This is a genomic window from Bradyrhizobium sp. USDA 3256, from assembly GCF_054058275.1.
The window spans coordinates 4,282,894-4,309,748 of record NZ_JBSSAE010000002.1 but is presented as its reverse complement, the minus strand read 5'-3'; the positions used below and the strand labels follow the sequence as shown (position 1 = coordinate 4,309,748).

Below are 26,855 nucleotides of genomic sequence, written 5' to 3'. Positions count from 1 at the left end.
CCCGACGAAATCTGGGCAGATGTCTTTGGACGGCGCTGGCCGGCTCTGCTCTAACGGAAAGTGAGGCCCGCGCGGAGCCTCGTGGAACACAGGGAGCTCACGCAGCATGGATGCCAAGGTCGACGTCGCGGCCGTATCGGCCGGCACGGACGCGGCAGAGCGCAGCGCCCTGCTGCTCTGGATGATCTTCACCGGCCTTTCGGTGTTCGCCGCCTTCCTGCTGTGGCGCTACGGGCTGATCCGCCTCATGATCAGTTCCGACCGCACCTACATTTCCAGCGTCATCGCCGTCCTCTACATCGTCACCTGCATCCATTGCTTCTGGCGGACGCGGGCGATCGCACGGGAAGGCGAGGTAGCGCGCTCCTGCCGCACCATCCTCGCCGCGCCCGATGGCGCCAAGATACTTGCATCAGGGGCGCTTGCATCAGATGCGCGCGGCCTGCCCGGCGGGCTCGTCACCGATCACATCAAAAGCCTGGTGCAGAAGGCCGAGGCGCAGGCCAAGGGGCGCATCGACCAGACCCTGCTGCTGCGCACGCTGGCGGACCGGCTGCGCGGGTCCAACGGCTTCGGCGCCTTCGTCTCCGACACGCTGATGAAGCTCGGCCTGCTCGGCACCATCATCGGCTTCATCATCATGCTGGCGCCGATCGCTTCGCTGGATGCCGCCGACAAGGTCGCGATGAAATCGTCGATGGGCCTGATGAGCGACGGCATGGCGGTCGCGATGTACACGACGCTGGCCGGGCTGATCGGATCGATCCTGGTCCGGATTCAGTACTACATGCTGGATTCCGCAACCCAGCGGGTGTTTTCCGACGCCGTCGTGCTGACCGAGACGCACGTCACGCCGGCCCTGGAACGTCGCCTTGGTACGCCGTCATGATGGATGAGTTCGGGCTCTATCCGCGCGAGGAGCCGTTCGATCCGCTCGGCGTGATGTTGTTCAAGGCGCTGCAGGTCATCGCCTTCCTGTTCTTCCTGGCGCTGCTCGCGGTGTCACCCGACTCCAAGGAAGGCAAGATCGAATCCAAGGCGGAGTTCATCATCACGATGGACTGGCCGGACAACCACCCCGATGATCTCGACCTGTTCGTGCAGGACCCCGCCGGCAACATCGCCTGGTACCGGCATCGCGAGGCCGGCTTCCTGACCCTCGATCGCGACGACCGCGGCGGCGCCAACGACTTCATCATCGTCAACGGCAAGAAGATCGCCTCTCCGATCCGCGAGGAGATCGTCACGCTGCGCGGCATCGTCGCCGGCGAATACACCGTCAACGTCTCGCACTTCCAGGCGACGACCGGCGAGCCGGTGCAGGCCAATGTGAAGGTGCAGAAGCTCAATCCGACGGCGCAGGTGATCTTCGACGACAAGCTGACCGTCGATCACACCGGCGACGAGAAGACCGCGGTCAGGTTTCGTCTCGACGCCGAGGGCAAGGTGATCAACGTCGACCGGCGGCCGAAATCGCTGCTCGAGACCTTCCGCAGCAGCTGGCGCAACGGCGGCGACCTCGATCCGAACACCGGCGTCCCGAAATCCGGCGTCAGGGTGCTCCGCAATGATTAGCTTGCAGTCGGTGATCCTCACGCTTGCGGTCGCATACGCTGTGGTCGGTGCGCTGCTGTTGATCGTGCTGGTCTACGCGCGGCTGCACTGGTCGCTGAAGGCTATCGTCATCGTCGTGACCAGCGCGTTCTATTTCGTCAGCTTCGGCGGCATGCGCGGTCTGCTCGGCTGGGCGTCTGCGGAAAGATTGCCGGCGAACTTCAAGCTGCTGTCGACGCGGATCGTGGAGCCGCATTCGCTGGAGGGCGACCCGGGCTCGATCTATCTCTGGGTCGAGGAGCTTGACGAGGACAACAGGCCGAGCGCGATCCCGCGTGCTTTCCGCATTCCTTATAGCGACGCAATGGCCGAGCAGACCCACACCGCCGAGAACGAGATCAAGGCCGGGCATCCACAGGGCGGACGGGCAGCGGATTTCGGCGGTGGCGACGGCACCATCATGGACTTCGTCAGGGAGTACATCACGCCGAAGACGATCGTGGAGACGACGGGCGGCGATTCCACTACGGGGACGTTCGTGGCCCCGCCGGCCGGCGCGCAAGGGTCGGTGTTCACGCCACTGCCACCGCCCCGGATGCCGCCCAAGGACGAGCAGCGATAGCCGGATGCCTACCCGGGAGGATGGCACAAAAATAGGGATCGGCAATAATCAGTCAGCGAAATGGACAGTAATCATCCGGAATTCCTCAATTCCCCGAAGCGTGTAGTCTTGGGGGTAACCGGGGCTAGATTTTATCCCCAAGACATTTTCCCGGCAAAGGGGCCGCTGCGTGAAGCGGCCCCTTTCGATTCCGGCGCCAAGGCCCGGCGAGGGGCCGGCGCGGTGAGGCGGGCTCACAGCACCGTCAGGAATGCGATCGCAAGAACCATCAGCCACCCGACAATGACGAGCGAGACCACCGCGCCCGCGGTGATCTTCGCGATCTCCTTCAAGGTCATTGGCCGGTCCATGCAAGTCTCTCCCAGGTAGCCCCGAGCGAGACATAGGCGCGGCTTGGCAGATCGCCCCGGCTGCTCACGGAACGTTGTAGGCCGGGGCTTTCCGAGGGGGGCAGCTGTCATTTCACAAAATATTTCACAAAATATTGTCTGACAGATATTGAAATCTGTCAGCGGGATGGTGTATATACTCACCAGCCCAAGGGAGGAGGGCGCCCAGTAGCTATTCCGGCGTTTGGCCGGGGAGCCGGACTTAATTTGACTACCTCGAAGGACTACCTCCATGACCATAGAAATCTTTCAATTGACCGCCCAGATCCAACAGTGGCTCAATCTTCGTGTCGCCCGCCACTTGGCCGCCCAGGCCGCCAAGTTCACCCGCGGGCAGGACAGCGATAACCAGACGGTAAACGCATGAACGAGGCGGTGGTTTTGACACCCGAGCGGATCCTTGAGGCAACTGAGGATGTCTTGAGGCGCTTCGGGTTGACCAAGGCCACCGTTGTCGACGTTGCCCGTGCGCTGGATGTCAGCCACGGCAGCGTCTACCGTCACTTCCCCAGCAAGGCCTCGTTGCGCGATGCCGTCGCCAAGCGCTGGCTCGACCGCGCCAATGAGCCGCTGTGCAAGATCGCAGCCGGCGACGGCCCGGCGCCGGAGCGGCTGGAGCAATGGCTGCGCACCGCCTTCACGATCAAGCAGAAGAAGGTCTGTGACGATCCCGAGATGTTCGCGACCTACCTGGCGCTGGCGCAGGACGCGCGCGAGGTGGTGGAAGCCTATAAGGACAAGCAGGTCGACCTGATCGCGAAAATCCTGTCCGACGGTGTCGCGCAGGGCGTGTTCGAGATCGACAATGTGAAGGCGACCGCGCGTGCCGTGTTCGACGCCACCGTCCGCTACCATCACCCGGCGCATGCCGAGGAATGGGCCAAGCCGGAATGCCCGGGGCGGATCGATGCGCTGCTGGCCCTGCTGTTGAAGGGCCTGCGGGTCTGCAAGCCCTAGCCGAGCTTTCTGCCGACATCCCTCTGACCACCTGATGCCTTTGGCCCGATTGCGAGCCCGGGGCCGCGTGTGCTTGATATCGGACAGGGATCAGCAACGCGAACCACGATGCGGCTTGCACTGTTCGCCGATATTCACGCCAACCGGCAGGCCTTCGCCGCCTGCCTCGACGCTGCGCGTGCGCGCGGCGCCGAGCGGCTGATCTGCCTCGGCGATATCGTCGGCTACGGCGCCGATCCCGAATGGGCCGTCGATACGGTGATGGACCTCGTCGCGAAGGGCGCGGTCGCGGTGCGCGGCAATCATGACAATGCGATCGGCGTGCCGAGCGACAGCATGAATGCCGAGGCGCAGGCCGCGATCGACTGGACCCGCGGCCGGCTCAGCGGCGAGCAGAAGCAGTTCCTCGCCGAGCTTCCGATGTCGCGGGAGGAGGACAATCGGCTCTACGTGCACTCCGAAGCTTCGGAGCCCACGAAGTGGCGCTATGTCCGCGACACCGCCGACGCCGCGCGCAGCATGATGGCAACCGGGCTGCAGATCACGTTCTGCGGCCACATCCATCGTCCCGGCCTCTATTCGATGTCCTCGACCGCCAAGATGACGAGCTTCGTTCCGACTTCGGGCATCGCCGTTCAGTTGCTGCCGGGGCGGCGCTGGCTTGCCGTGCTCGGCTCGGTCGGCCAGCCGCGCGACGGCGATCCCGCGGCGTCGTTTGCGATGTTCGACACCGTAAGCCGCGAGATCACCTTTCATCGCGTGCCCTACGACGTCGCAACCGCGGCGGCGCGGATCAAGGCGAACGGCCTGCCGCACTGGCTCGCCGACCGCCTGCCGCTCGGCCGGTGACGCCGATGGCGACGCTGGCGATGCAGGCGGGCGCCGAGATCGATGGCTTCACCATCGGCGAACGCGTGCACCGCGGCGGCATGGCAACGCTGTGGAGCGTCACCCATCCCGGCATCACCGTGCCGCTGCTGATGAAAGTGCCGCTCACCTCGGAGGGCGAGGATCCGGCCGCGATCGTCAGCTTCGAGATGGAGCAGATGATCCTGCCGCGGCTGTCTGGGCCGCACGTGCCGGCCTGTTTCGGCACCGGCGACTTCGAACGCCAGGCCTATGTGGTGATGGAGCGCATCCCCGGGCAGACGCTCTACAAGCGGCTCGGCGAGCTGCCGATGCCGTATGAGGAGGTGAGGGTGATCGGCGGCAAGGTCGCCACCGCGCTCGCCAGCCTGCACCGGCAGAACGTCATCCATCACGACATCAAGCCGAGCAGCATCATGTTCCGCGAGCGCGGCGAGGCGGTGCTGATCGATTTCGGCCTCTCGCATCACCGACATCTGCCCGATCTGTTGCAGGAGGAGTTTCGGCTGCCTTACGGCACCGCGCCCTACATGGCGCCGGAGCGTCTGCTCGGCGTACGCGACGATCCGCGCAGCGATCTGTTTTCGCTCGGCGTGCTGCTCTATTTCTTCACCACCGGCGTCCGTCCGTTCGGCGAGACCGAAAGCCTGCGCGGCATGCGCCGGCGGCTGTGGCGTGACCCCTATCCGCCGCGCGAGCTGAAGCCCGACTATCCGCCTTGGCTGCAGGAGATCGTGCTGCGCTGCCTGGAGATCGACCCCGCCGCGCGCTATCCGACCGCGGCGCAGCTTGCCTTCGATCTCGGCCATCCCGATCAGGTGAAGCTGACGGCGCGGGCGCAGCGGCTGAGCCGCGACCCGCTCACCACGGTCTGGCGCCGCCGCTTCAATCTCGGCGCGGTGCCGCCGCGACCGAAGTCCGATGTCGCGGCCCAGCTCGCCTCGAGCCCGATCGTGGCCGTCGCGCTCGATATCGGCGAGGGTGCCGAGGCACTGAACGACACCATCCGCGTCACCGCCGAGCGCGTGCTGTCGACCTCACCGTCGGCGCGACTCGCCTGCGTGAACGTGCTGAAGCTCAATCGCCTGGCGATCGACCGCACCCACGACGAGCAGGGCCAGAACAAGCATGTCGACCGCCTGGTGGCGCTGCAGCACTGGGTGCGGCCGTTCGGGCTCGAGGAAGGGCGGCTGACCGTGCATGTGCTGGAGGCGATCGATCCCGCCGCCGCGATCCTGGAATTCGCCGCGCTCAATCTGGTCGATCACATCATCATCGGCGCGCGGCAGAACTCGCTGCGGCGCGCGCTGCTCGGCAGCGTGTCCGCCAGGGTCGCGGGGGAAGCGCCGTGCACGGTGACCGTGGTACGGCCGTCGCGGCTGGCGTCGCAAGCGGACGGCGGCGAGGGCGATGAGGCGGCGGAGCAAGCGGCGAATGCCGCGGCCACGCCGCCCGCAGTGTTCTAGCTCCCCCGGATCATCAGATCGCCTCGCCGCGAGCTTCGGCCGCGGCATGGCGGATGGCGGCGATGTTGGTCTTGTAGGCATCGACGGTGCCGCCCTTGAACACGGCGGACCCCGCGACAAAGGCGTTGGCGCCGGCGGCCGCAAGCTGGCCCGCGACGTCGGGCGCAACGCCGCCGTCGACCTCGATGTCGATCGGGCGGCCCGCGACCATCGCCCTGACATCGCTGATCTTGCCGATCGCCGAGCGGATGAAGGCCTGGCCGCCGAAGCCGGGATTGACCGACATGACAAGCACGAGGTCGATCAGGTCGAGCACATATTCGATCGCGCTTGCCGGCGTTGCCGGATTGAGCGAGACGCCGGCCTTCTTGCCGAGCGCGCGGATCGCCTGCAGCGAGCGGTGCAAATGCGGGCCGGCCTCGGCATGCACCGTGATGTGGTCGCAGCCCGACTTGGCGAACGCCTCCAGGTAGGGATCGCAGGGCGAGATCATCAGATGGGCGTCGAAGATCTTCCTGGTGTGCGGCCGCATCGCCTTGATGACGTCGGGGCCGTAGGAGATGTTCGGCACAAAGTGTCCGTCCATCACGTCGAGATGGATCCAGTCGGCGCCGGCCTGGTCGACGGCGCGGACCTCCTCGCCGAGCTTTGAGAAATCCGACGCCAGGATCGACGGAGCGATAACGAGGGGACGCGGGGTGAATGACTGAGTCATGTCAGCTGTTCCGGAACACTTCAGGGGGCGACGGGTGAGTCCGCCTAACATGCGGACGCGTGGCGGGCAATGCGAGCGGACGGCGCTCCGCGACCGGAAAATTCTTCCGCCGGCGGCAGCTCTTGCCGGGTGCGCGGAACCCGCTTCGATGCAGGAACGCCTGGTTTTGCTGGGTTTTTGCCATGGCACGCCCTTTGCTCAGCCACTGACCAGCTTTGAGCCGCCAGGCGCGGCCCTGTTGGAGTATTGCCATGCTGTTCGCCCTTGGCGCTGCGTCGTCGGCCATTGACCTCTTGAGCTCGCTGATGTCGTCGAAGTCGACGACCCGGACCGGCAGCTCCAGTCAGGGGAGCCAGACCACCGGCCTGTTCGCCCCTTCGACCGGTACATCGACGTCGACCGGCAGCAGCACCGGTACTAGCTCGGGCAGCGGCTCCGCGCAGATTTCGCCGCTGACGATGGGCGCGCTGATTTCCGCGCAAAGCCAGTCCCAAACCGCGGTTTCAAACAGCCCGACGGCGGCCAGCCGCTCGGATGCGCTCAAGGACCTGTTCTCGCAGATCGATGCCGACGGCAACGGCAAGATCACCCAGTCCGAATTCGAGAACGCGCTCGGCGCCGGCGGCACCAACACGGCGCAGGCCGACGACGTGTTCTCCAAGCTCGACAGCAATGGCGACGGTAACGTCAGCCTCGACGAGATGTCCCAGGCCTTGCAGGGTCACAAGGGCGGTGGCCATCATCGGCATCACATGGCCAGCGGCTCGACCGACGAATCCGGCAGCGGCGCGGGCGGATCGAGCTCCGATCCCTTGATGCAGGCGCTGGACGGCGCGACCTCGACGTCGGTGACCAACAGCGACGGCTCGACCACCACGACGACGACCTACGCCGACGGCTCGAAGGTGTCGATGACGACGCCGGCCGCGTCCTCCGCGACCCTCAACGCGGCCTCGTCCTACAATATCGTCGAGCAGCTGATCCAGCGCCAGGCGAAGGCGATCTCGGCGCAGGACTTCGCTGCGATTTCGGTCAGCGCGTAACACATTACGCTATCTGAGACGGCGTAGCCGCGAGCTCCGCCTCTCCCAGCGTGCGGGGAGAGGCCGGAACGCATCGTCAGAGGCGTTCCGGGTGAGGGGAGTCTCCGCGAGTCCGTCTGTCACCCACGATGCTGAGGCAGCCCCTCACCCCAACCCTCTAAGAGCGAGCTTCGCTCGTCTCGACCCCGTAAGAACGGGGCGAGGGAGCAACTGCCTTCGCGGCCTAACCGAATCTGTCCCGCCAGCTCGGCAGCGCGCCGGCGAATGGCAGCGCGGTCGCCGAATGGACGCCGCGGGCGATGGCGCGCGCCACCGTGTTGGCGGCGAGCGCACCGAGCCTGGTGAGGCCGAACAGCGGATCGATCGGCTTGGCGCCGGTCGCGGCGGCAAACACCACGTCGCCGTCGAGCGGGGCGTGCACCGGATAGATCGCGCGCGCCATGCCGGTCTGCGCGATCATCGCGAGCCGCCGCGCCTGCGGCTTCGTCAGCTGCGCATCGGTCACCACCACGACGAGGGTGGTGTTCTCGGCGGCGCTGGCGTCCGCGCCGCCCTTCAGCCGCGCCTTCAGCATGTCTGCCGTGAACGAGGGCGGCAGGCCGCGCCCGCCGAACTCGCGGCCGACCTCGAACGGCGCCGCCCAGAACCAGGGGCCGCTGCCGACCGTGACGCTGCCGACCGCGTTGACCACCGCGAGCGCCGCGACCGTCACGCCGTCATCGGTTAGTGCCGACGCCGAGCCGAGGCCGCCCTTCAGGTTGGCCGTGGTCGCGCCCATGCCGGCGCCGACGCTGCCGAGCTCGAAGTCATCGGACGCGGCATTGGCCGCAGCGTAGCCGAGGTCGCGATAGGGCGGGAAGCGTCCCCACGCCTTGTTGCCGCCGTTGAGCAGGTCGAAGCAGATCGCGCCCGGCACGATCGGGATCACCGCGTCGCGGATGCGGAAGCCGCGGCCGCGCTCGGCGAGCCAGGCCTGCACGCCGCCGGCGGCATCGAGCCCGTGCGCCGAGCCGCCGGACAGCGCGATGGCGTCGATTGCCTCGACGACGTTGTGCGGCGAAAGCAGCGCTTCCTCGCGGGTGCCGGGACCGCCGCCGCGGACATCGATCGAGGCGACCGCCGGCCGCTCGAACAGGATGGCGGTGACGCCGGAGGCGACCGTTGGATCGTCGGCATGGCCGACGGCAACGCCGGCAATATCAGTGAGAAGGTTTTTCACGATGGGTCCATCCGCCTGCTGTCCGACCGATCCGGTATAGCAGCCGCGACGGATGCATCAACCGTCGGGCACGGGCGGGCGGAGACGTGCGGTAAGACTTGCAGGCATCAGGTTAGAAAAAACGCCCCGGTGGGGACCGGGGCGTTCTCGTATCTCTGATTGGATCAGACGCGCGAGAGGCTCAGGAGCCCTTCGGATTGATCTCGGTATAGTTGCCCTTGGCGTCCCACTTGTAGACCACGTAGTCGATCGCCTTGATGTCGCCCTTGGCGTCGAAGGCCATCTTGCCGAGCACGGTGTCCCACTCGCCGGCCTTGATGGCGTCCATCACCTTCTTGGCGTCGGTCGAGCCGGCCTTGGCGACGGCCTGGGTCCAGACCTGCATCGCGGCGTAGGTGTAGAGCGTGTAGCCCTCGGGGTCGATGTTCTTGGCCTTGAACTTCTCGACGATCGCCTTCGCGGTCGGCTTGTTGCGCGGGTCGGGACCGAAGGTGAACAGCGTGCCTTCGGCGGCGGGGCCGGTGATCGAGGCGAACTCCTTGTCGTTCATGGCGTCGCCGGCCATCAGCACGGTCTGCAGGCCCTGGTCGCGCATCTGGCGCAGGATCAGGCCGGCTTCCTGGTGGTAGCCGCCGACATAGACCAGATCGATGTTGTCGCGCTTCAGGCGCGAGACGATAGAGTTGAAGTCCTTGTCGCCCTTGTTGTAGGACTCGAACATCTTCTCCTGGAAGCCGGCCTTGTTCAGCGCCTTCTTGGTCTCGTCGGCGAGGCCTTTGCCGTAGGTGGTCTTGTCGTTCAGGATCGCGACGTTCTTGCCCTTGTAGTTCTTCATGATGTAGTCGGCGGCGACCAGGCCCTGCTGGTCGTCACGGCCGCAGACGCGCGCCACGTTCCAGAGCTTGCGCTCGGTGAACAGCGGGTTGGTCGAGGCCGGGGTGATCTGCAGCACGTTGGCGTCGGCATAGGCCTCGGAGGCCGGGATCGAGGACGACGAGCAGAAATGGCCGGCCACGAACGGGATCTTCGAAGAGCCGATCTTTTCCGCGATCGAGCGTGCCTGCTTCGGATCGCAGGCGTCGTCGTCGGCTTCCAGCGCGAGCTTCTTGCCGAGCACGCCGCCGGCGGCGTTGATGTCGGCGACCGCCTGCTCGGCGCCGTTCTTCATCTGCCGGCCGAAAGCGGATTCGGAGCCCGTCATCGGGCCCGCGACGGCGATGGTGATGTCTTGCGCGAACGCGCTCGCCGATAATGCGAACGAAGCGCCAAGTGCCAGGCCGATCAGCTTCAGTGATTTCATGAGACGTCCCTCGTGGTCGTTGCCTCTTGCGGGAGGGGCCCGGCACGCCGGGCCCCCAAAACCGCGCGCATTCTCAGCTGATTTCGCGGCGAAGTCACCGGCAATTTTCAGGCAAATCGACGCTGCATCCGCCGCGTCTTGCTTGCGGGGGCGGCACGGAACGTCAAGCTAGCCGCGGCGGCCGCCTTCCAGATAGGCGGCGCGGATTTCCGGGCGCTGCAGCAATTCGGCGCCGGTTCCGGCCAGCGTGATCAGCCCGTTGACCATGACATAGCCGCGATGGGCGAGCTTCAGCGCATGGTTGGCGTTCTGCTCCACGATCAGGACGGTGAGGCCGTCCTGCCGGTTCAGCGTGCGGATGGCGTCGAAGATCTGGCGCGCGATCAGCGGCGCGAGCCCGAGCGAGGGCTCGTCCAGCATCAGCAGCCGCGGCCGGCTCATCAGGGCGCGGCCGATCGCCAGCATCTGCTGCTCGCCGCCCGACAGCGTGCCGCCGCGTTGTGCGACGCGTTCCTTCAGGCGCGGGAACAGCGCGAACACCCGCTCCAGCCCGGCTGCACGTTCGGCCTCGCTGCATTCGGTGGCATCGGCGCCCATCTGCAGGTTTTCCGCGACGCTCATGCGCGGAAAGATCCGCCGGCCCTCCGGCGATTGTGCGATCCGCAGCCGCGCGATCTCGTGGGTCGGCACGCCGGTGATGTCACGGCCGTCGAATTCGATGGCGCCGGCGCGGGCGCGCGGCCTGCCGAAAATCGTCATCATCAGCGTCGACTTGCCGGCGCCGTTGGCGCCGATCAGGGCGACGATCTCCCCGCGATTGATCTCGATATCGACGCCCTTCAGCGCCTCGATCTTGCCATACGCCGCGCGCACGCCGCGCACCGCGAGCAGGGGCTGAGTCATGACTCGTTCCCCTTCTTGGCCGACATGGCGGTGTCGGTTCTCCCTCCCCCTAAAAGGGGGAGGGTTGGGGTGGGGGTTGTCGCCGCTTGCGCCAATCTCTCCATGTGCGTGACCAAGTCGCTCAGCACGCCGTCCAAATTCGACAGCACGTCGTTGTTCCAGTAGCGAACCACGGTGACGCCTTTTTCCGCGAGCCATGCGGTTCGGCGATCGTCGGCCTGCTTCCGCTGCTCGGCATGCTGACCACCGTCCACCTCAACAGCCAGACCAAGGCGCGAGCAGTAGAAGTCGACGGTGTACGGGCCGATCGGGTGCTGCTTGCGGAAAGAGAAGCCGCTGAGTTGATCGCGACGCAACGCACGCCAGAGGCAGGCTTCCGCATCGGTCATGTTTGCGCGGAGAGACCGCGCCCGTGCCGTCATATCTTTCGTGCGGGAAAAGCGTGACCCCCACCCGCCCGCTTCGCGGTCGACCTCCCCCTTGCAGGGGGATGTGGGGGGCTTGCTGGCTGCGCTCGTCACGTGCCGCTCTCCATCACGGCGATCGCCTCTTCCTCGTCGGCGCCGAGATAGGCGGCGATCACCTTGGGGTCGTCGCGCACCGTCTGCGGCGTGCCTTCGGCGATCTTGACGCCGTAATCCATGACCACGACGTGATCGGAGATCTCCATCACCACCGACATGTCGTGCTCGATCAGGAGGATCGAGGTGCCCTGTTCGTTGCGGATCGACAGCAGCAGCTCGTTGAGCCCGCCGCTCTCGCGCGCGTTCAGACCCGCCGCCGGCTCGTCGAGACAGAGCAGCACAGGTTCAGTGCACATCGCGCGCGCGATCTCGAGCCTGCGCTGGTCGCCATAGGGCAGGTTGCCCGCGGCATCGTCGGCGCGGTCGAGCAGGCCGACGCGCGCGAGCCAGGTCCGCGCCAGATCGATGGCGCGCTGCTCGGCCTCGCGCCAGGACGGCAGGCCGAGCAGCCCGAGCAGGGTCAGGCCCGAGGCGCGCATCAGCGCGTTGTGCTGGGCGACCATCAGATTTTCCAGCGCGGTCATGCCGGGAAACAGCCGGATGTTCTGGAAGGTGCGCGCCACCTTGGCCTGCTTGGAGATGCGGAAATCGTTCAGCCGCTCGAGCTGGATGGTGCGGCCGTCGTCATGGGCGAGGCGGATCGCGCCCCCGCTCGGCCGGTAGAACCCGGTGATGCAGTTGAACACGGTGGTCTTGCCGGCGCCGTTCGGCCCGATCAGCGCGGTGATCTTGCGCCGCTCGGCCGCAAAGGACAGCTCGTTGACCGCGACGATGCCGCCGAAGCGCATCATCAGGCGGTCGACGGTGAGGATGGGGTCGCCGCTCATCCGTGGCCCTCCTTGACGAGGTCGGACGAGATCGCCTGGTTGCGTTCCAGGAACACGGTCGGCGCGCGATGGCCGATCAGCCCGCGCGGCCGCCAGATCATCAGCAGCACCATCGCCATGCCGAACACCAGCATGCGGTATTGATCGAGGCCGCGGAACAGCTCGAAGCCGCCGATCATGGTCAGCGCGGCGAGCGCCACGCCAAGTTGTGAGCCCATGCCGCCGAGCACGACGATCGCCAGCACCAGCGCCGATTCCTGGAAGGTGAAGGATTCCGGGCTGATGAAGCCCTGCCGCGTGGCGAAGAACGCGCCGGCGAGGCCGCCGAACATCGCGCCGGTCGCGAACGCCGTCAGCTTGGTCGTCGTGGTGTTGATGCCGAGCGCGCGGCAGGCGACTTCGTCCTCGCGCAGCGCCTCCCAGGCGCGGCCGATCGGCAGCCGCCGCAGCCGGATCGTCACCCAGTTGGTGATCAGCGCCATCGCCAGGATCAGATAGAACAGGAAGACGAGGCGGTGGGTCGGCGAGAATTCGATGCCGAGCTTGGCGGCGAGCCCGTCGTCACCCGCCGTCAGCGGAATGCCGAACATGGTCGGGCGGGGAATTCCGGAGACGCCGTTGGGGCCGCCGGTCAGGCTCTGCCAGTTGATGATGACGAGGCGGATGATCTCGCCGAAGGCGAGCGTCACGATCGCGAGATAGTCGCCGCGCAGCCGCAGCACCGGGAAGCCGAGTAGCACGCCCCAGAACGCCGCCAGGATGCCGGCAAGCGGCAGGCAGACCCAGAACGACAATCCGAAATTGGTCGCGAGCAATGCGTAGGAATAGGCGCCGACCGCGTAGAAGGCGACATAGCCGAGGTCGAGCAGGCCGGCGAGGCCGACCACGACGTTCAATCCCCATCCCAGCATCACATAGGTCAGGACCAGGATCGAAAGGTCGAGAATGTAGCGCTGGTTGTAGAAGATGACCGGCACGAGGAAGGTGAACACCAGCAGCGCCGGCGCCAGCCAGCGGCCGGCGAACGACATCGCCGATTGCACCGGCTTCGGCACGACGCGGTCCTTGTCGACCGGCCCCCACCATTGCCGCAGCAGCTCGACGACGATGCTGCCGCCGAACACCGCGCCGACGAGGGCCGCGAGGTCGCCGAACCGCGTCCAGTAGATCAGGCCGCCCTGCGGCCCGGCCTCGGTGCGAATGCCGATCATCAGCGAGAACAGCACCAGCGCGACAAGGGCGCTGATCAGGGCTTTCTTGAGAATGAAGGCGCTGCCCGAGGGCTGCGCGGCGTGCGAGGGGCGGGCTGAGGTCGCGCTCACGAAGTGCCTGTCAGACTTTTTCGACTTCGGGACGGCCGAGCAGGCCGGTCGGCATGAAGATCAGCACCACGATCAGGATCGAGAACGCGGCGACGTCCTTGTACTCCACCGAGAAATAGGCCGACCAGAACGTCTCGATCAGGCCGATCGCGAGCCCGCCGAGCATCGCGCCCGGCAGCGAGCCGATGCCGCCGAGCACGGCGGCGGTGAACGCCTTGATGCCGGCGACGAAGCCCATGAAGAAATCGACCAGGCCGTAATACAAGAGATACATCATGCCTGCGACCGCGGCGAGCGCGGCGCCGATCACGAAGGTCATCGAGATGGTGCGGTCGACATCGACGCCGAGCAGCGCGGCCATGGTCTGGTCCTGCTCGCAGGCGCGCATGTCGCGTCCGAGCCGGGTGCGCGAGACCAGCCAGGTGAACAGCGCCAGCACGACGATGGTGGCGAGCACGACCATGATCTGGATGTTGGAGAGCTGCACGGCGAAGCCCGCCGGGCCTTCATGCAACGTATAGCCGCCGGTGATGATCGGCGGCACCGGCTTCACCCGCGCGCCCTGCGACACCTGAGAGAAATTGGTCAGCACGAACGACATGCCGATCGCCGACAGCATCGGCGCCAGGCGGAACGAATGCCTTAACGGTCGGTAGGCGATGCGTTCGATGGTCCAGCCATAGAGCGCGGTGATCGCCATCGAGACCAGCAGCACGATCAGGAGGATCAGGGGGATCGCGGTGAGGCCGAGCGACACCAGCACCAGGAACGAGATCAGCGCGATGAAGCCGCCGATCATGAAGATGTCGCCATGCGCAAAGTTGATCATGCCGACGATGCCGTAGACCATCGTGTAGCCGATGGCGATCAGGCCGTAGATCGAACCGAGCACGAGGCCGTTGATCAGTTGCTGGGCGAAATAATCCATGCGCTGCCGTCAGAGCCCGTTCGGTTGAGAACCGACCAGGCTCTCGTGTTGATCTGGACGCGCTTTCTTCACGCGAACCGGTTCCCACTTCGCTTGAAAACGCTTGGCCGAGGGTGACGCGGCGAGGGCCCCGGCAGCCTGATCCGTCGCGTCGTGTCGTTTTCTAACAGTGGAACCCCGGCCGCGGCAACAGCGTGGCAGTAGCAGAAAGGGCTTGTACACAACTAGTTTGGCGGATGCGGTTCCGATGTCACAGGGCCGACATGGCTTTGCCCTGCAATGATCACGCCGGAACCCGTGTTCCCCGAGCAACTGCGCTTGCGACGCGCGCGTTGTCCCCAGCTTCATGAAAGCAAAGGGAGTAGCTGAATGAGCAACCCAAATCAGAATCCGGGCCAGCCGAACCAGAACCCGAGTCAGAAGCCCGGCCAGCAGCAGCAGGGCGGCGGCCAGAAGCCCGGCCAGCAACAGCAGGATCCGGGCCGGCAGGGCCAGAAGCCCAATCCGGAGCGCTAATTCGGACGATTGAGCCGAACTAGCAGGAAGGCCTCGCCAAAAGGCGAGGCCTTCCTTGTTCAGGCTGAGACCCTTTTCGCTTGGGCTGTCTTGTTCAGGCCAACTGGTCGGCGAAGCGGCCGCGGAAGGCGTACGAACCGAAATGCGTAAGCTCGCTTCGAAGGTCGAGCCAGATTTCGCCGCCGAGATCGATCCAGCGCCGGCAGAACGCGTAATCTTCGGACAAATACTCGCCGGTCGTCTTGTCGATCATGCATTCGAACAGCGACACGCGGTCGAGGTCGGCGCGCAGGAGGTCGCCGGTGTTCAAGTCGTTGGACTTGTGGTTCGCCCGATATTTGAGTTCGGGATGGGCGTCGCACAGCCTGACGAGGGCGGATCGCTTCATCATGAGAAAGCCGGTTCCGGCATAGCGGACCTTGGCGAAGCCGTCGCCGCGCGCCGTGATCTGGTCGCCCTCCCATGTGACGACATAGTCGAGCGAGGATGACGCGAGGTTCTTGCGCTTGGCGTCCGCGGCCCGCTGCACCTTTGCCCAATCGATGTGCTTGAGCGGATAGGCCGCGGCCGAAACGTCGGCGCCGCAATCCAGCAGCCGGAAGACGGACTCGGGTTCGAACCCGATATCGGCATCGATGAACAGGAGATGGCTGGCGCCGGATGCAAGGAATTGGTGGGCCAGTTCATTTCGGGCGCGCACGATCAGCGATTCGTTTCCGATCAGATGAAACTGGATGTCGATGCCCCGGGCAGTGGCCGCAGCCTGAAGCTTCAGGGCGGACAACACATAGGCCATCTTCAGATCGCCGCCGTAGCAGGGCGTTGCGACGAAAACGCGCGTTCTTTCGGTCATTTTACCCCGTTTATTCCCGCCCGGCGCCGATCTTGCGCAGATCCCGGCCGGGCCCGATCGCATCGATCCGGAACCATCGCATCGCGCTTAACCTTAACAAAGGGTTTAAATTGCTGCCGGCAATTGATCGGCGTTAGCTCGCGCCCTGAACCGTCGCCGGTCTGAAAGGCGCCGGATGCACGGGAAGCGGCAATGTCGAACAACTGGCGGATCAGCTCCTTCAACGGCGCGCTGCTTGCGGCCTATTTCATTCCGGTCTGGAGCATTATCGCCTTCAGCATCATGGTGTCGCCGATCCACGGCCTCTATGAGCGGCCGAGCGTGTCGATCGCGTTCTATGCCAGCGACTATCTGCACCTCGGCAAGATGGCGACGGTGCGCCTCGCATGGCTGCTCGCGCTGGCGCGGATCACCGTGGTGGCGTTCTTCGCGGTCTTCCTCGCGATGGCCGCGTTCTCGCCGCTGCGCAAGAACAGCAGTGGCGCCGATGAGGCACTTGCGGTGGCGCTCTGCCTCGGCAGCGTGCTGAGCTTCGCCAGCATGATGATGGCTTCCAAGGTCGGCGAGGTCGAAGCGATGCGCATGCATGCGTCCGAGCTTCTGATGCTGCTCGGGACCGCGATCGTGATGTTGTTCGAGACCTCGCCGAAGCGAGCTCAAGCATCTGCCAATGCAGCAACGACCACCGAAACGCCCGCAGGCCAGCTATCCCTTCAGCAGCCCTAAAGCGCTATAGTCATCGCGCTTTAGTTCGTTGTTTGAGCATGATCTCCGCGCAAACGCGTTCCGCGTTTGTCGCGAGGGAAAACCGCTTCGCACTTTTCCGGATCATGCTCCTAGCTCGGCAATGATCGCGCCGGCTTCCTTGACGGCGTGATTGGCCGCCGGCACGCCGCAATAGATCGCCTGCTGCAGCAGGATCTCCTTGATGTCCTCGGGCGTGAAGCCGCCCTCGGCGAGCGCGGCGCGTACATGCAGGCGGAATTCGTCCCACTGGCCGAGCGCGACCATGGTGCCGATCACAAGCACGCGGCGGGTGCGGTGATCGAAATGCGGCCGGGTCCAGATGTCGCCCCACGCATAGCGCGTGATCAGGTCCTGGAAGTCGGTGTTGAACGCATTGCGGTTCTTGATCGACTTGTCGACCCATTCATTGCCGAGCACCTTGCGGCGCTGCGTCATGCCGTCGTCGCGGCGCTGATTGTCGTCCATGGATGTCTCCTCATGAAATCGTAGCCCGGATAAAGCGCAGCGCAATCCGAGGGGCGGCGTCTGCCGAAGACTTGTCCCGGATTTCGCTTCGCTGCATCCGGGCTGCACAGTGATTGTCGCCAATAGAGCATCCTTCCCGGTTACGTCATTCCGGGGCAGTCCGCAGGACCGAACCCGGAATCTCGAAGTTATGGATGCGGATCGAGATTCCGGGTTCGATGCTTCGCATCGCCCCGGAATGACGACGACCGTTACCGCTGCGTCAGGAAGCCGACCACGGCCTCGGTGAAGGCGTGCGACTGCTCGACATTGGAAATATGCGCGGCATCGAGCAGCGTCATGCTGGCGCCGGGAATGCCGCTGCGGATCATTTCGCCTGCCGACACCGGCGTTGCCATGTCCTGCTTTCCTGCGATCACCAGGGTCGGGCTCTTGATCCTGGGCAGCAGCGCGCGCTGGTCGAGTGTCGATAGCGCCTCGCAGCAGGCGAGATAGCCTTCGACCGGCGAGGCCAGCAGCATCGCCTTCATGCGCGCCGTGGTCTCCGGCTCGCGCTCGCGGAAATCGGCGGTCAGCCAGCCCGCGATCACGGTGTCGGCGACGGCGGCGATGCCGCCTTCCTTCACCGCCTTGATGCGGTTCAGCCAGTTGGTCGGATCGGGATAGTAGCAGGCGGTGTTGGCGAGGATGATCTTGCCGAATCTTTCCGGGGCATTCGCTCCCAGCCACTGTCCGACCATGCCGCCCATCGACAGGCCGCACCAGTGCACCTTCTCGATGTTGAGGTCGTCGAGGATCGCCAGCACGTCGCGGCCGAAGCGCTCCATGGAGTAGGGGCCCGGTGGCACGCCGGATTTGCCGTGACCGCGGCGGTCGTAGCGGATGACGCGGAACAGCTGCGTCAGCGCCCGCATCTGCGGCTCCCACATCTGCAAGGTGCAGCCGAGCGAATTCGACAGCATCAAGGTCGGTCCGCCGTCGCGGCCGTCCACCTGGACGTTGAGCAGGCATCCGTCGGCGTTGATCATCGGCATCGTCTTGTCCCTCTCGTCATGCGCTTGCCGGGCCATCTGCGCGAAGACGCGCTTCGCGCTTCTGCCCGGCAACGACATCGTCGCTATTTGTCATCCAGCGAAGCCAGCAGGCGGTCGATCAGCACCTGCGAGGCGCCTTGATAGGCCATCGGCTCGAACAGCTCCGTAATTCGTTTCGCGTCGAGATGCGCGGTGACCTTGGCATCCGCCGACAGCACCTCGCGCAGGTGCTTCTTCTCCGCGACCGCGCGCTTGCTGGCGGCCTCGATCACATGATGGGCGTCGCTCTTGCCGATCTTGTCGGCGAGCGCAAAGGTGATGGCTTCCGCCATGATCAACCCTTGAGTCGCATCGAGATTGACGCGCATCCGCGCCGCATCGACCTCGAGCCTTTCGGCGAGATCGACGATCGCGGCAAGTGCGCCCGAGGTCACCAGCATCAGGGCCGGCAAGGTCGGCCATTCCGCATGCCACGGGCCGGCGCTGCGCTCATGGTCCTGCACCTGCGCGGCGAAGATCGTAGCGGCAAGGTTCGGCGCCATGGTCGCAGCCCCCAGCGCGCTCGCGGCGGCGACCGGATTGCGCTTGTGCGGCATGGTGGAGGAGCCGCCGCGGCCGGCGCCGGCAGGCTCGAAGGCCTCGCCGACATCGGTCTGCATCATCAGCGACACGTCGCGCGCGATCTTGCCGCAACTGCCGGCGAGGATCGCGAGCACCGACGCGGCCTCGGCGATGCGGTCGCGATGGGTATGCCAGGGCGCATCCGGCAGCGGCAAATCAAGCTCTTGCGCAAGGGCGGCGGCGACCGCGAGGCCCTTGTCGCCAAGCGCGGCGAGCGTTCCGGCGGCGCCGCCGAATTGCAGCGCCAGCGTCTCGCGGCGCAGGCGCAGCAAGCGCGTGCGGGAGCGATGCAGCGCCGCGGCATATTCGGCGAGTTTCAGCCCGAACGGCATCGGCAGCGCGTGCTGCAGCCAGGTCCGCGCCACCATGGCGGTGTCGCGATGGGCGCGCGCAAGCCCGGCGAAGCCCGCAACGGCGCGGTCGAGGTCGGTCAGCAGCGCGTCGATCCCCGCGCGCAGCGACAGCATGGTCGCGGTGTCGATGACGTCCTGGCTGGTCGCGCCCCAATGCACATAGCGCGCCGCCTCCGCATCCGCCTGGGCGACGTTGGCAGTCAGGGCCTTCACCAGCGGGATCGCCAGATTGCCGGACCGCGTCGCGGCCTCTGCCAGCGCGGCCAGGTCGAATGATTCGCCCTTGCAGGCGGCGCCGATTGGTCCTGCGCTCGCTGCGGGAATCACCCCGCAGGCCACCTCGGCGTGGGCCAGCGCGGCTTCGAAATCCAGCATGTTCTGCAGCGTGGCGGCGTCGTCGCACACCGCGCGCATCGCGGCGCTCGACAGCATCGGCGCAAGCAGGGGGGAGAGGGCTGTGCTCATGGCCGGCGACCTAACCACTGTCGCGCGTCGATGCCAATGCCCTGGGGCTGCCTGCATTTTCAACAGCGGGGATTGCGCAATTTCGTGAACAATGGGCTTGGCTTGCTGCGGTTGCGAATATGCATCGCTCATCCTCCGAAGGTGCCCTTTCCTTTGTGTCCCGGCTGCTTTACTTGGGGGAAAAGGTTCTAGCGATCGAGGAGGTCCCCCATGGCCATGACAATGACCGGCGAAGTCCAGCTTGCAGCGCCGCGCCAGGCTGTGTGGGACAAGCTCAACGATCCCGAAGTGTTGAAGGCCTGCATTCCCGGCTGCGAAGAGCTGGAGAAAACCGACGAGGGCGGCTTCCGCGCCACTGCCAAGATGAAGGTCGGCCCGGTCTCGGCCCGCTTCAAGGGCAAGGTCACATTGAGCGATCTCGACCCGCCGAACGGCTACAAGATCTCGGGCGAAGGCGAGGGCGGGGTCGCCGGCTTTGCCAAGGGCGGCGCCACCGTCGGCCTTGCCGACAAGGATGGCGGCACGCTTCTGAGCTACAATGTGGAGGCGCAGATCGGCGGCAAGCTCGCCCAGCTCGGCCAGCGCCTGATCAACGGCGCCGCCAAGAAGCTGGCCGATGAATTCTTTGCAAATTTCGCCAAGGCGGTGCAGGGTTAGCCCCGCCTTTCGGCTGGATTATTCAGGTCCGGCCATGTCCTGGATGGGTGGCTCGAAAGGTTGCCCATCGCGGGGCGCGCCCATATTATGCCGTCTGGAATGATTTAAAACCGCCTGCTTCGCCGATATGCGGTGGCGCAGATAAGAGAGTGCTGATGGCCAAGATTTCAATGATCGTGAACGGCAACCCCGTGAACGCGAATGTCGACCCCCGTACCCTTCTGGTCCAGTTTCTGCGCGAAAACCTGCGGCTGACAGGCACCCATGTCGGCTGCGACACCTCGCAGTGCGGCGCCTGCGTTGTGCATCTGGACGGCAGGGCGGTGAAGTCCTGCACGACGCTTGCGGTGATGGCCGACGGTCACGAGGTCAAGACCATCGAGGGGCTTGCGGCCGACGGTGCGCCGCTGCATCCGATGCAGGAGGCCTTCCGCGAGCATCACGGGCTGCAGTGCGGCTTCTGCACGCCGGGCATGATCATGACCGCGGTCGACCTGGTCCATCGCAAGGGCCACGAGCTCTCCGACGAGGTGATCCGCGAGGAGCTGGAAGGCAATCTGTGTCGCTGCACCGGCTACCAGAACATCGTCGCTTCGATCGCCGCCGGCGCCAAGGCGATGGCCAAATCGGACCTCGCTTAACAAGTCGGACCTCGCCTAGTCAGCAATTCATCGCGAGCGCGATCAGGACATTCCAATGTACGAATTCAAATATCACCGTCCCGGCACCGTGCGGCAGGCCGCCAACCTCTTGGTGAAGAACGAGGACGCCAAGCTGATCGCCGGCGGTCACACGCTGGTGCCGGTCATGAAGCAGCGGCTCGCCAGCCCGCCGCATCTGGTCGATCTCTCCCACATCGAAGGTCTCGATACGATCGAGATGAAGGGCCGCTCGCTGGTCATCGGCGCCACCGCAAAGCATGCCGAAGTCGCGAGCTCCGCGGTCGTGGGCGAGGCGATCCCGGCGCTGGCCGAGCTTGCCGGCCTGATCGGCGATCCCGCGGTGCGTCACCGTGGCACCATCGGCGGCTCGCTCGCCAACAACGACCCGACCGCCGACTATCCGGCTGCGGTGCTGGCGCTGGGCGCAACCATCGTCACCAACAAGCGCCGCCTCAAGGCCGAGGAGTATTTCCAGGGCCTGTTCTCGACCGCGCTGGAGGCCGACGAGATCATCACCAAGGTGATGTTCCCGCTGCCGAAGAAGGCGGCCTACGTTAAGTTCCGCAACCAGGCCTCGCGTTATGCGTTGGTTGGCGTGTTCGTGGCCAAGCGTCCGTCCGACGTGCGCGTCGCGGTCACCGGTGCGGGCTCCGACGGCGTCTTCCGCGTCACTGCGTTCGAGGACGCTTTGAAGAAGCGCTTCTCGCACAAGGTGCTCGACGGCATCGCGGTTTCGGCCGACGGGCTGAACAGCGACCTGCACGGCAGTGCGGAATACCGCGCGCATCTGATCGGCGTTTTGACGCGCAGGGCGGTGGAAGCCGCGAACGCCAAGGACTAAGTACCAAGGCGTGACTTTGCTGACCTCTGTTCGAAGACTGGCTGTTCCATGAGTGCATCGGCGTTACCCACTTCCGTCGATGCGCTCGAGGATCTCCTGACCTCGCGCGGCTATCTCGCCGAGCGGTCGCTCGCGACCGTGACCTATCTCGCGCTGCGGATGGGCCGGCCGCTGTTCCTGGAAGGCGAGGCCGGCGTCGGCAAGACCGAGATCGCAAAAGTGTTGTCGGCGGCGCTTGGGCGCAAGCTGATCCGTCTGCAATGCTATGAAGGCCTCGACGTCGCCTCCGCGGTCTATGAGTGGAGCAGTGCGGCGCAGATGATCGCGATCCGCCTGGCGGAGGCTTCCGGCGATACCGATCGCGACCAGCTCGCGAGCGACATTTTCGCCGAGCGCTTCCTGATCAAGCGGCCGCTGCTGCAGGCGCTCGAGCCCGATGTCGCGGGTCCTCCGGTGCTGCTGATCGACGAGCTCGACCGCGCCGACGAGGCGTTCGAGGCCTATCTGCTGGAAATCCTCAGCGACTTCCAGGTCACGATCCCCGAGCTCGGCACCGTGAAGGCGCCGGCACCGCCGATCGTGATCATCACCTCGAACCGCACCCGCGAGATCCACGACGCGCTGAAGCGGCGCTGCCTCTATCACTGGGTGGATTATCCCTCCGCCGAGCGCGAACTCGCGATCGTCAAGTCGCGGGTGCCGAACATCTCCGCCAAGCTGTCGCAGCAGGTCGTCCGCTTCGTGCAGGCGCTGCGCAACCAGGATTTCTACAAGTCGCCGGGCGTTGCCGAGACCATCGATTGGGCCACCGCGCTGTCCGAGCTCGACGCCCGCTCGCTGACCCCGCAGGTCGTCGGCGACACGCTGGGCGCGCTCTTGAAGTATCAGGACGACATCGCGCGCATGCAGGGCGATGCGCTGCAGAAGACATTGAAGGAAGCGACGAGCGACTAGCCGTCATTCCGGGGCACGCGAAGCGTGAACCCGGAGTCTCGCGCCGCAATCTCCAGATTCCGGATCCGCACTTCGTGCGGTCCGGAATGACGAGGCCAAACAACAATGGCGATCAACCACCTCGCGCCTCCGACCGGCCACATGGCCGACAACGTGATCGGCTTTGCCCGCGCGCTGCGGGCGGCCGGGCTCCCGGTCGGGCCGGGCTCGGTGATCGACGCGCTCGACGCGCTGCAGCTGATCGAGGTCGGCCATCGCTCCGATTTCTATGCCACGCTGGAAGCGATCTTCGTCAAGCGCCACGAGCACGCGCTGATCTTCCGCCAGGCCTTTATGCTGTTCTTCCGCGCCGCCGAGGAGTGGAAGAGCATGCTGGATTCGGTGCCGCTGCCCGACCACGCCAGGAAGAAGCCGCCGCCGGCCTCGCGCCGCGTCCAGGAGGCGATGGCCCAGCCGGCGCGGAGCGAGGAGCGGCCGCAGGCCCAGGAGCAGGAGCTGAAGCTCTCGGTGTCCGACAAGGAGATCCTGCAGAAGAAGGATTTTGCGCAGATGACCGCGGCGGAGATCGCCGAGGTGACGCGCGAGATCGCCAAGATGCGGCTGCCGCAGGCCGAGCTTGTGACACGCCGCTACCAGCCGGATGCGCGGGGCCTGCGGCTCGACATGCGCCGCACGGTGCGCAACTCGCTGCGCACCGGCGGCGAGATCATCGACATCCGAAAGCTCGGCCGGATCGAGAAACCGGCGCCGATCGTGGCGCTGCTCGATATCTCCGGCTCGATGAGCGAGTACACCCGCCTGTTCCTGCATTTCCTGCACGCCATCACCGACTACCGCAAGCGGGTCTCGGTATTCCTGTTCGGCACCCGCCTGACCAATGTGACGCGGGCGTTACGGGCCCGTGACCCCGACGAGGCGCTGGCGAGCTGCTCCTCCTCGGTCGAGGACTGGGCCGGCGGGACGCGGATCGCGACCTCGCTGCACAGCTTCAACCAGCTCTGGGCCCGCCGGGTGCTCGGGCAGGGCGCCATCGTCCTCCTTATATCCGATGGACTAGAACGGGAGGCAGATGCCAAACTGGCCTTCGAGATGGACCGATTGCACCGTTCCTGCCGCCGCCTGATCTGGCTCAATCCGCTGCTGCGCTACTCCGGCTTCGAGGCCAAGGCGCAAGGCATCAAAATGATGTTGCCCCACGTTGACGAATTTCGCCCGGTGCATAACTTGACGTCCATCAAGGGCTTGATCGGGGCGCTGTCGTCCCCGCCGCCGGCGCACCACCGCAGCCTGATCCGTTCTGTAGCCTAAGAAGCCTGACCCGATAGCAGGAGGCCACCATGCTCAACCGCGACGAAGACATCCTGCAGGCCGCCGAGACCTGGCAGAAAGAGGGCCATGGCGTGGCGCTTGCCACCGTGGTCGAGACCTGGGGCTCGGCGCCGCGCCCGGCCGGCTCGAGCCTCGTCATCAATGACGACGGCACCTTCCTCGGCTCGGTCTCCGGCGGCTGCGTCGAAGGCGCGGTCGTCACTGAGGCGCTCGACGTCATCGCGAGCGGCCAGCCCAAAATGCTCGAATTCGGCGTCGCCGACGAGACGGCCTGGAATGTCGGCCTGTCCTGCGGCGGCACCATCCGCGTGTTCGTCGAGAAGGTCGGTTAGCCGTGAAACTCGAGATCCTGAAAGAGCTGAACGCCGAGCGCGCCGCGCGCCGCCCGGTCATCATCGTCACCGACACCGCCAATGGCGATCAGCGCCTGGTCAAGGCCGCTGACATCGCCGCCGATCCGCTGCGCGCCGAACTCGCAAAGCAGCTGCGGATGGGCAAGAGCGGCAATGTCGAGGTATCAGGCAAAAAGCTGTTCCTCAACGTCTACGCGCCGACCGCAAAGCTCGTGATCATCGGCGCGGTCCATATCAGCCAGGCGCTGGCGCCGCTGGCGCGCTCGCTCGACTATGACGTCACCGTGGTCGATCCACGCACCGCGTTTGCGAGCCCGGAGCGCTTCCCCGACGTGCCGCTGGTCGCCGAATGGCCCGACGTCGCGCTGCCGCCGCTCAACGTCGATCACTACACCGCCTTCGTCGCGGTGACGCACGATCCCAAGATCGACGATCCGGCGCTGCTGCACGCCTTCGACCGCGACTGCTTCTATATCGGCGCGCTCGGATCGCGGAAGACCCACGCCAAGCGCGCCGAACGGCTGCGCGCGCAGGGCGCCAGGGACAGCGACATCGCGCGCATCCACGCGCCGATCGGCCTCGACATCGGCGCGGTGTCGCCGTCGGAGATCGCGGTCGCGATCATGGCCGAGATCACCGCGCAGCTGCGCTTGCCCCCCAAGCAAAAAGAAGAAGCGGCATGAAGTTCGGTCCCGCCAGTCCGGCCGACGCGATTGGCGGCGTCACCGTGCATACCCTCCGCCAGGGCGCGCTGGTGCTCAAGAAGGGCACCACGATCGGCCCCGCTGAGGTCGAGGCACTGACCAAGGCCGGCGTCGACGAGATCGTCGTGGTGCGGCTCGACGAGGGCGACGTCTCCGAGGACGCCGCGGCCGCCAGCATCGCGCAGGCGGTGGCCGGCGAGGGCGTCAATGTCGAGCGCGCCTTCACCGGCCGAGCCAACCTGTTCGCGGCGCGCCCCGGCGTGCTGGTGATCGATCGCGCCGCGGTCGACCGCATCAACGATGTCGACGAGGCCATCACCTTCGCAACTCTCGCCGCGTTCAAGCCGGTGGTGGAGGGCGAGATGATCGCGACCGTCAAGCTGATCCCGTTCGGCGTCGAGGGGCGCTTGCGCGATGCCGCCGTCGCGGTGGCCGGCAAGGATACGCTGCGGATCGCGCCCTATGTGATCCAGAAGGTCGGCGTGGTCTCGACGCTGCTGCCGGGCCTCGCGCCGAAGGTGATCGACAAGACGCTGCGCGTCACCGCTGAGCGTCTCGCGCCGGCCGGCGCCACCATCATCGCCGAGCGCCGCGTGCCGCATGACGAGACGGTGCTCGCCGCCTCGATCAAGGAATTGCTCGGCTTAGGGGCCGAGCTCGTCATCGTGTTCGGGGCGTCCGCGATCGCCGACCGCCGCGATGTCATTCCGGCTGCAATCACCGAGATCGGTGGCGCGGTCGAGCATTTCGGCATGCCGGTCGATCCGGGCAATCTGCTGCTGATCGGCAGCGCCGGCGGCGTGCCGGTGCTGGGCGCGCCGGGCTGCGCGCGCTCGCCGGTCGAGAACGGCTTTGACTGGGTGCTGATGCGGTTGCTCGCCGGCATCAAGGTGAAGCGGTCGGATCTCACCGGCATGGGCGTCGGCGGTCTTCTCATGGAGATCGTGACGCGGCCGCAGCCGCGCACCGTGCCGGACACCGAAGGCAACCGCAACGTTGCGGCGATCGTGCTCGCCGCCGGCCGCTCGACCCGGATGGGCGGCCCGAACAAGCTGCTCGCCGAGCTCGACGGCAAGAAGCTCGCGCGCATCGTCGCCGAGCAGGCCCTGGCGTCGAAGGCCTCCGAGGTCATCGTCGTTACCGGGCATCAGGCAGAGCTGGTCGAGCAGGCGCTCGAGGGCCTCAAGGTCAAATTCGTCCGCAACCCGGATTTCGCCGGCGGCCTCGCCAGCTCGGTGAAGGCGGGCATTGCGGCGGTGTCCGACAGCGCCGACGGCGCGATCGTCTGCCTCGGCGACATGCCGCTGATCGATGCGAAGCTGATCGATCGCCTGATCGAGACCTTCGCGCCGGACCGCGGCCATCTGATCGCGGTCCCCGTCAGCGAGGGCCGCCGCGGCAATCCGGTGCTGTGGTCGCGGCGCTTCTTCAAGGAGCTGATGACGCTCGACGGCGACATCGGCGCGCGTCACTTGATCACCAAGCATGCCGAGGTGGTCGCCGAGGTCCCGGTCGACGGCGACAGCGCCTTCCTCGACATCGACACCCCGCAGGCGCTGGAAGCGGCAAGACGAGGCTAGCTCCATCCGCGTCGTCCCGGCGAAGGCCGGGACCCATTGCCACAAATGCCGATTGTCTTGCGAGGCCGGGGCCGCTGCCTCGCCC

The 26,855-nt window shown here is 66.0% G+C and carries 30 protein-coding genes; 18 read left to right on the top strand and 12 right to left on the bottom strand.

Annotated features, from left to right (window positions below):
- Window positions 1-106 precede the first annotated feature (106 nt).
- The 7 genes from ACVWY5_RS22195 to ACVWY5_RS22165 all read left to right on the top strand — a co-directional run bounded on the left by ACVWY5_RS22195 (window position 107) and on the right by ACVWY5_RS22165 (window position 5,855).
- Window positions 107-889, top strand: coding sequence for a MotA/TolQ/ExbB proton channel family protein (locus tag ACVWY5_RS22195; protein WP_028336780.1), 783 nt, complete (start codon window positions 107-109; stop codon window positions 887-889).
- Entirely contained in the window at window positions 886-1,575 is a 690-nt protein-coding gene (locus ACVWY5_RS22190; protein ID WP_028336781.1) for a hypothetical protein, read from the top strand. Before ACVWY5_RS22195 ends, ACVWY5_RS22190 begins: the two co-directional genes overlap by 4 nt.
- Window positions 1,568-2,176 carry a hypothetical protein gene (locus tag ACVWY5_RS22185; RefSeq protein WP_028336782.1) on the top strand — a complete coding sequence of 203 codons (609 nt, stop codon included), beginning with the start codon at window positions 1,568-1,570 and terminating at the stop codon, window positions 2,174-2,176. The genes ACVWY5_RS22190 and ACVWY5_RS22185 overlap by 8 nt, the downstream gene beginning before the upstream one ends.
- A gap of 621 nt (window positions 2,177-2,797) precedes the next feature.
- On the top strand, window positions 2,798-2,932 hold the full coding sequence (locus ACVWY5_RS22180) for a hypothetical protein (RefSeq protein WP_016843141.1): 135 nt from the start codon (window positions 2,798-2,800) through the stop codon (window positions 2,930-2,932).
- Window positions 2,929-3,522, top strand: coding sequence for a TetR family transcriptional regulator (locus ACVWY5_RS22175; protein WP_028336783.1), 594 nt, complete (start codon window positions 2,929-2,931; stop codon window positions 3,520-3,522). The genes ACVWY5_RS22180 and ACVWY5_RS22175 overlap by 4 nt, the downstream gene beginning before the upstream one ends.
- A gap of 108 nt (window positions 3,523-3,630) precedes the next feature.
- On the top strand, window positions 3,631-4,371 hold the full coding sequence (locus ACVWY5_RS22170; RefSeq protein WP_028336784.1) for a metallophosphoesterase family protein: 741 nt from the start codon (window positions 3,631-3,633) through the stop codon (window positions 4,369-4,371).
- 5 nt (window positions 4,372-4,376) lie between these two features.
- Window positions 4,377-5,855 (top strand): serine/threonine protein kinase, encoded by a 1,479-nt coding sequence (locus ACVWY5_RS22165; protein ID WP_028336785.1) that lies wholly within the window; start codon window positions 4,377-4,379, stop codon window positions 5,853-5,855.
- Window positions 5,856-5,868: 13 nt separating this feature from the next.
- Here ACVWY5_RS22165 and rpe read toward each other — a convergent pair whose 3' ends face one another.
- Window positions 5,869-6,570 carry a ribulose-phosphate 3-epimerase gene (gene rpe / locus ACVWY5_RS22160; protein ID WP_028336786.1) on the bottom strand — a complete coding sequence of 234 codons (702 nt, stop codon included), beginning with the start codon at window positions 6,568-6,570 and terminating at the stop codon, window positions 5,869-5,871.
- A gap of 251 nt (window positions 6,571-6,821) precedes the next feature.
- On the opposite strand from rpe, the gene ACVWY5_RS22155 reads away from it, so the two are divergent.
- Entirely contained in the window at window positions 6,822-7,613 is a 792-nt protein-coding gene (locus tag ACVWY5_RS22155; protein WP_028336787.1) for an EF-hand domain-containing protein, read from the top strand.
- Window positions 7,614-7,836: 223 nt separating this feature from the next.
- Here the strand turns inward: ACVWY5_RS22155 and ACVWY5_RS22150 are convergent, their stop codons facing one another.
- From ACVWY5_RS22150 to ACVWY5_RS22120, 7 genes are all read right to left on the bottom strand, one after another.
- Window positions 7,837-8,832, bottom strand: coding sequence for a P1 family peptidase (locus tag ACVWY5_RS22150; RefSeq protein WP_028336788.1), 996 nt, complete (start codon window positions 8,830-8,832; stop codon window positions 7,837-7,839).
- A gap of 181 nt (window positions 8,833-9,013) precedes the next feature.
- Window positions 9,014-10,132, bottom strand: a complete 1,119-nt coding sequence (locus ACVWY5_RS22145; protein ID WP_028336789.1) for a branched-chain amino acid ABC transporter substrate-binding protein — start codon at window positions 10,130-10,132, stop codon at window positions 9,014-9,016.
- 168 nt (window positions 10,133-10,300) lie between these two features.
- Window positions 10,301-11,035 carry an ABC transporter ATP-binding protein gene (locus ACVWY5_RS22140; RefSeq protein ID WP_028336790.1) on the bottom strand — a complete coding sequence of 245 codons (735 nt, stop codon included), beginning with the start codon at window positions 11,033-11,035 and terminating at the stop codon, window positions 10,301-10,303.
- Window positions 11,032-11,424: an endonuclease domain-containing protein gene (locus ACVWY5_RS22135; RefSeq protein ID WP_431014791.1), complete on the bottom strand. Its 393-nt coding sequence runs from the start codon at window positions 11,422-11,424 to the stop codon at window positions 11,032-11,034. The genes ACVWY5_RS22140 and ACVWY5_RS22135 overlap by 4 nt, the downstream gene beginning before the upstream one ends.
- Window positions 11,425-11,552: 128 nt before the next feature.
- A complete protein-coding gene (locus tag ACVWY5_RS22130; protein WP_028336791.1) occupies window positions 11,553-12,386 on the bottom strand; it encodes an ABC transporter ATP-binding protein in 834 nt (277 codons plus the stop codon).
- The gene (gene livM / locus ACVWY5_RS22125; protein WP_028336792.1) at window positions 12,383-13,708 is read right to left on the bottom strand and encodes a high-affinity branched-chain amino acid ABC transporter permease LivM; all 1,326 of its coding nucleotides are present in this window, start codon (window positions 13,706-13,708) and stop codon (window positions 12,383-12,385) included. Before livM ends, ACVWY5_RS22130 begins: the two co-directional genes overlap by 4 nt.
- 10 nt (window positions 13,709-13,718) lie before the next feature.
- A complete protein-coding gene (locus ACVWY5_RS22120) occupies window positions 13,719-14,636 on the bottom strand; it encodes an ABC transporter permease subunit (protein WP_028336793.1) in 918 nt (305 codons plus the stop codon).
- Window positions 14,637-15,005: 369 nt separating this feature from the next.
- Between ACVWY5_RS22120 and ACVWY5_RS22115 the strand changes: the two genes are divergently transcribed.
- Complete coding sequence (locus ACVWY5_RS22115) at window positions 15,006-15,152, top strand: hypothetical protein (protein ID WP_016840407.1); 147 nt, start codon at window positions 15,006-15,008, stop codon at window positions 15,150-15,152.
- Between the two features lie 94 nt (window positions 15,153-15,246).
- Here the strand turns inward: ACVWY5_RS22115 and ACVWY5_RS22110 are convergent, their stop codons facing one another.
- The gene (locus ACVWY5_RS22110) at window positions 15,247-16,005 is read right to left on the bottom strand and encodes a hypothetical protein (RefSeq protein WP_028336794.1); all 759 of its coding nucleotides are present in this window, start codon (window positions 16,003-16,005) and stop codon (window positions 15,247-15,249) included.
- Between the two features lie 192 nt (window positions 16,006-16,197).
- Between ACVWY5_RS22110 and ACVWY5_RS22105 the strand changes: the two genes are divergently transcribed.
- Window positions 16,198-16,731 carry a hypothetical protein gene (locus ACVWY5_RS22105; protein ID WP_028336795.1) on the top strand — a complete coding sequence of 178 codons (534 nt, stop codon included), beginning with the start codon at window positions 16,198-16,200 and terminating at the stop codon, window positions 16,729-16,731.
- A gap of 102 nt (window positions 16,732-16,833) precedes the next feature.
- Here ACVWY5_RS22105 and ACVWY5_RS22100 read toward each other — a convergent pair whose 3' ends face one another.
- From ACVWY5_RS22100 to ACVWY5_RS22090, 3 genes are all read right to left on the bottom strand, one after another.
- Window positions 16,834-17,217: a carboxymuconolactone decarboxylase family protein gene (locus ACVWY5_RS22100; RefSeq protein ID WP_028336796.1), complete on the bottom strand. Its 384-nt coding sequence runs from the start codon at window positions 17,215-17,217 to the stop codon at window positions 16,834-16,836.
- A gap of 251 nt (window positions 17,218-17,468) precedes the next feature.
- Complete coding sequence (gene pcaD, locus ACVWY5_RS22095) at window positions 17,469-18,251, bottom strand: 3-oxoadipate enol-lactonase (protein WP_028336797.1); 783 nt, start codon at window positions 18,249-18,251, stop codon at window positions 17,469-17,471.
- Window positions 18,252-18,334: 83 nt separating this feature from the next.
- Window positions 18,335-19,690: a 3-carboxy-cis,cis-muconate cycloisomerase gene (locus tag ACVWY5_RS22090; RefSeq protein ID WP_028336798.1), complete on the bottom strand. Its 1,356-nt coding sequence runs from the start codon at window positions 19,688-19,690 to the stop codon at window positions 18,335-18,337.
- Between the two features lie 210 nt (window positions 19,691-19,900).
- Between ACVWY5_RS22090 and ACVWY5_RS22085 the strand changes: the two genes are divergently transcribed.
- The 8 genes from ACVWY5_RS22085 (at window position 19,901) to ACVWY5_RS22050 (ending at window position 26,770) form a co-directional block, all read left to right on the top strand.
- The gene (locus ACVWY5_RS22085) at window positions 19,901-20,347 is read left to right on the top strand and encodes an SRPBCC family protein (RefSeq protein WP_016840413.1); all 447 of its coding nucleotides are present in this window, start codon (window positions 19,901-19,903) and stop codon (window positions 20,345-20,347) included.
- Window positions 20,348-20,502: 155 nt separating this feature from the next.
- The gene (locus tag ACVWY5_RS22080) at window positions 20,503-20,988 is read left to right on the top strand and encodes a (2Fe-2S)-binding protein (RefSeq protein ID WP_028336799.1); all 486 of its coding nucleotides are present in this window, start codon (window positions 20,503-20,505) and stop codon (window positions 20,986-20,988) included.
- Window positions 20,989-21,043: 55 nt separating this feature from the next.
- Entirely contained in the window at window positions 21,044-21,850 is an 807-nt protein-coding gene (locus tag ACVWY5_RS22075) for an FAD binding domain-containing protein (RefSeq protein ID WP_028336800.1), read from the top strand.
- A 48-nt stretch (window positions 21,851-21,898) separates the two neighbouring features.
- Window positions 21,899-22,804, top strand: a complete 906-nt coding sequence (locus tag ACVWY5_RS22070) for an AAA family ATPase (RefSeq protein WP_028336801.1) — start codon at window positions 21,899-21,901, stop codon at window positions 22,802-22,804.
- A gap of 105 nt (window positions 22,805-22,909) precedes the next feature.
- The gene (locus tag ACVWY5_RS22065; RefSeq protein ID WP_028336802.1) at window positions 22,910-24,112 is read left to right on the top strand and encodes a vWA domain-containing protein; all 1,203 of its coding nucleotides are present in this window, start codon (window positions 22,910-22,912) and stop codon (window positions 24,110-24,112) included.
- 29 nt (window positions 24,113-24,141) lie between these two features.
- Window positions 24,142-24,465, top strand: a complete 324-nt coding sequence (locus ACVWY5_RS22060) for an XdhC family protein (RefSeq protein ID WP_018272401.1) — start codon at window positions 24,142-24,144, stop codon at window positions 24,463-24,465.
- A gap of 2 nt (window positions 24,466-24,467) precedes the next feature.
- The gene (locus ACVWY5_RS22055; protein WP_028336803.1) at window positions 24,468-25,169 is read left to right on the top strand and encodes an XdhC family protein; all 702 of its coding nucleotides are present in this window, start codon (window positions 24,468-24,470) and stop codon (window positions 25,167-25,169) included.
- On the top strand, window positions 25,166-26,770 hold the full coding sequence (locus ACVWY5_RS22050; RefSeq protein ID WP_028336804.1) for an NTP transferase domain-containing protein: 1,605 nt from the start codon (window positions 25,166-25,168) through the stop codon (window positions 26,768-26,770). The genes ACVWY5_RS22055 and ACVWY5_RS22050 overlap by 4 nt, the downstream gene beginning before the upstream one ends.
- The last annotated feature ends 85 nt before the right edge of the window (window positions 26,771-26,855 follow it).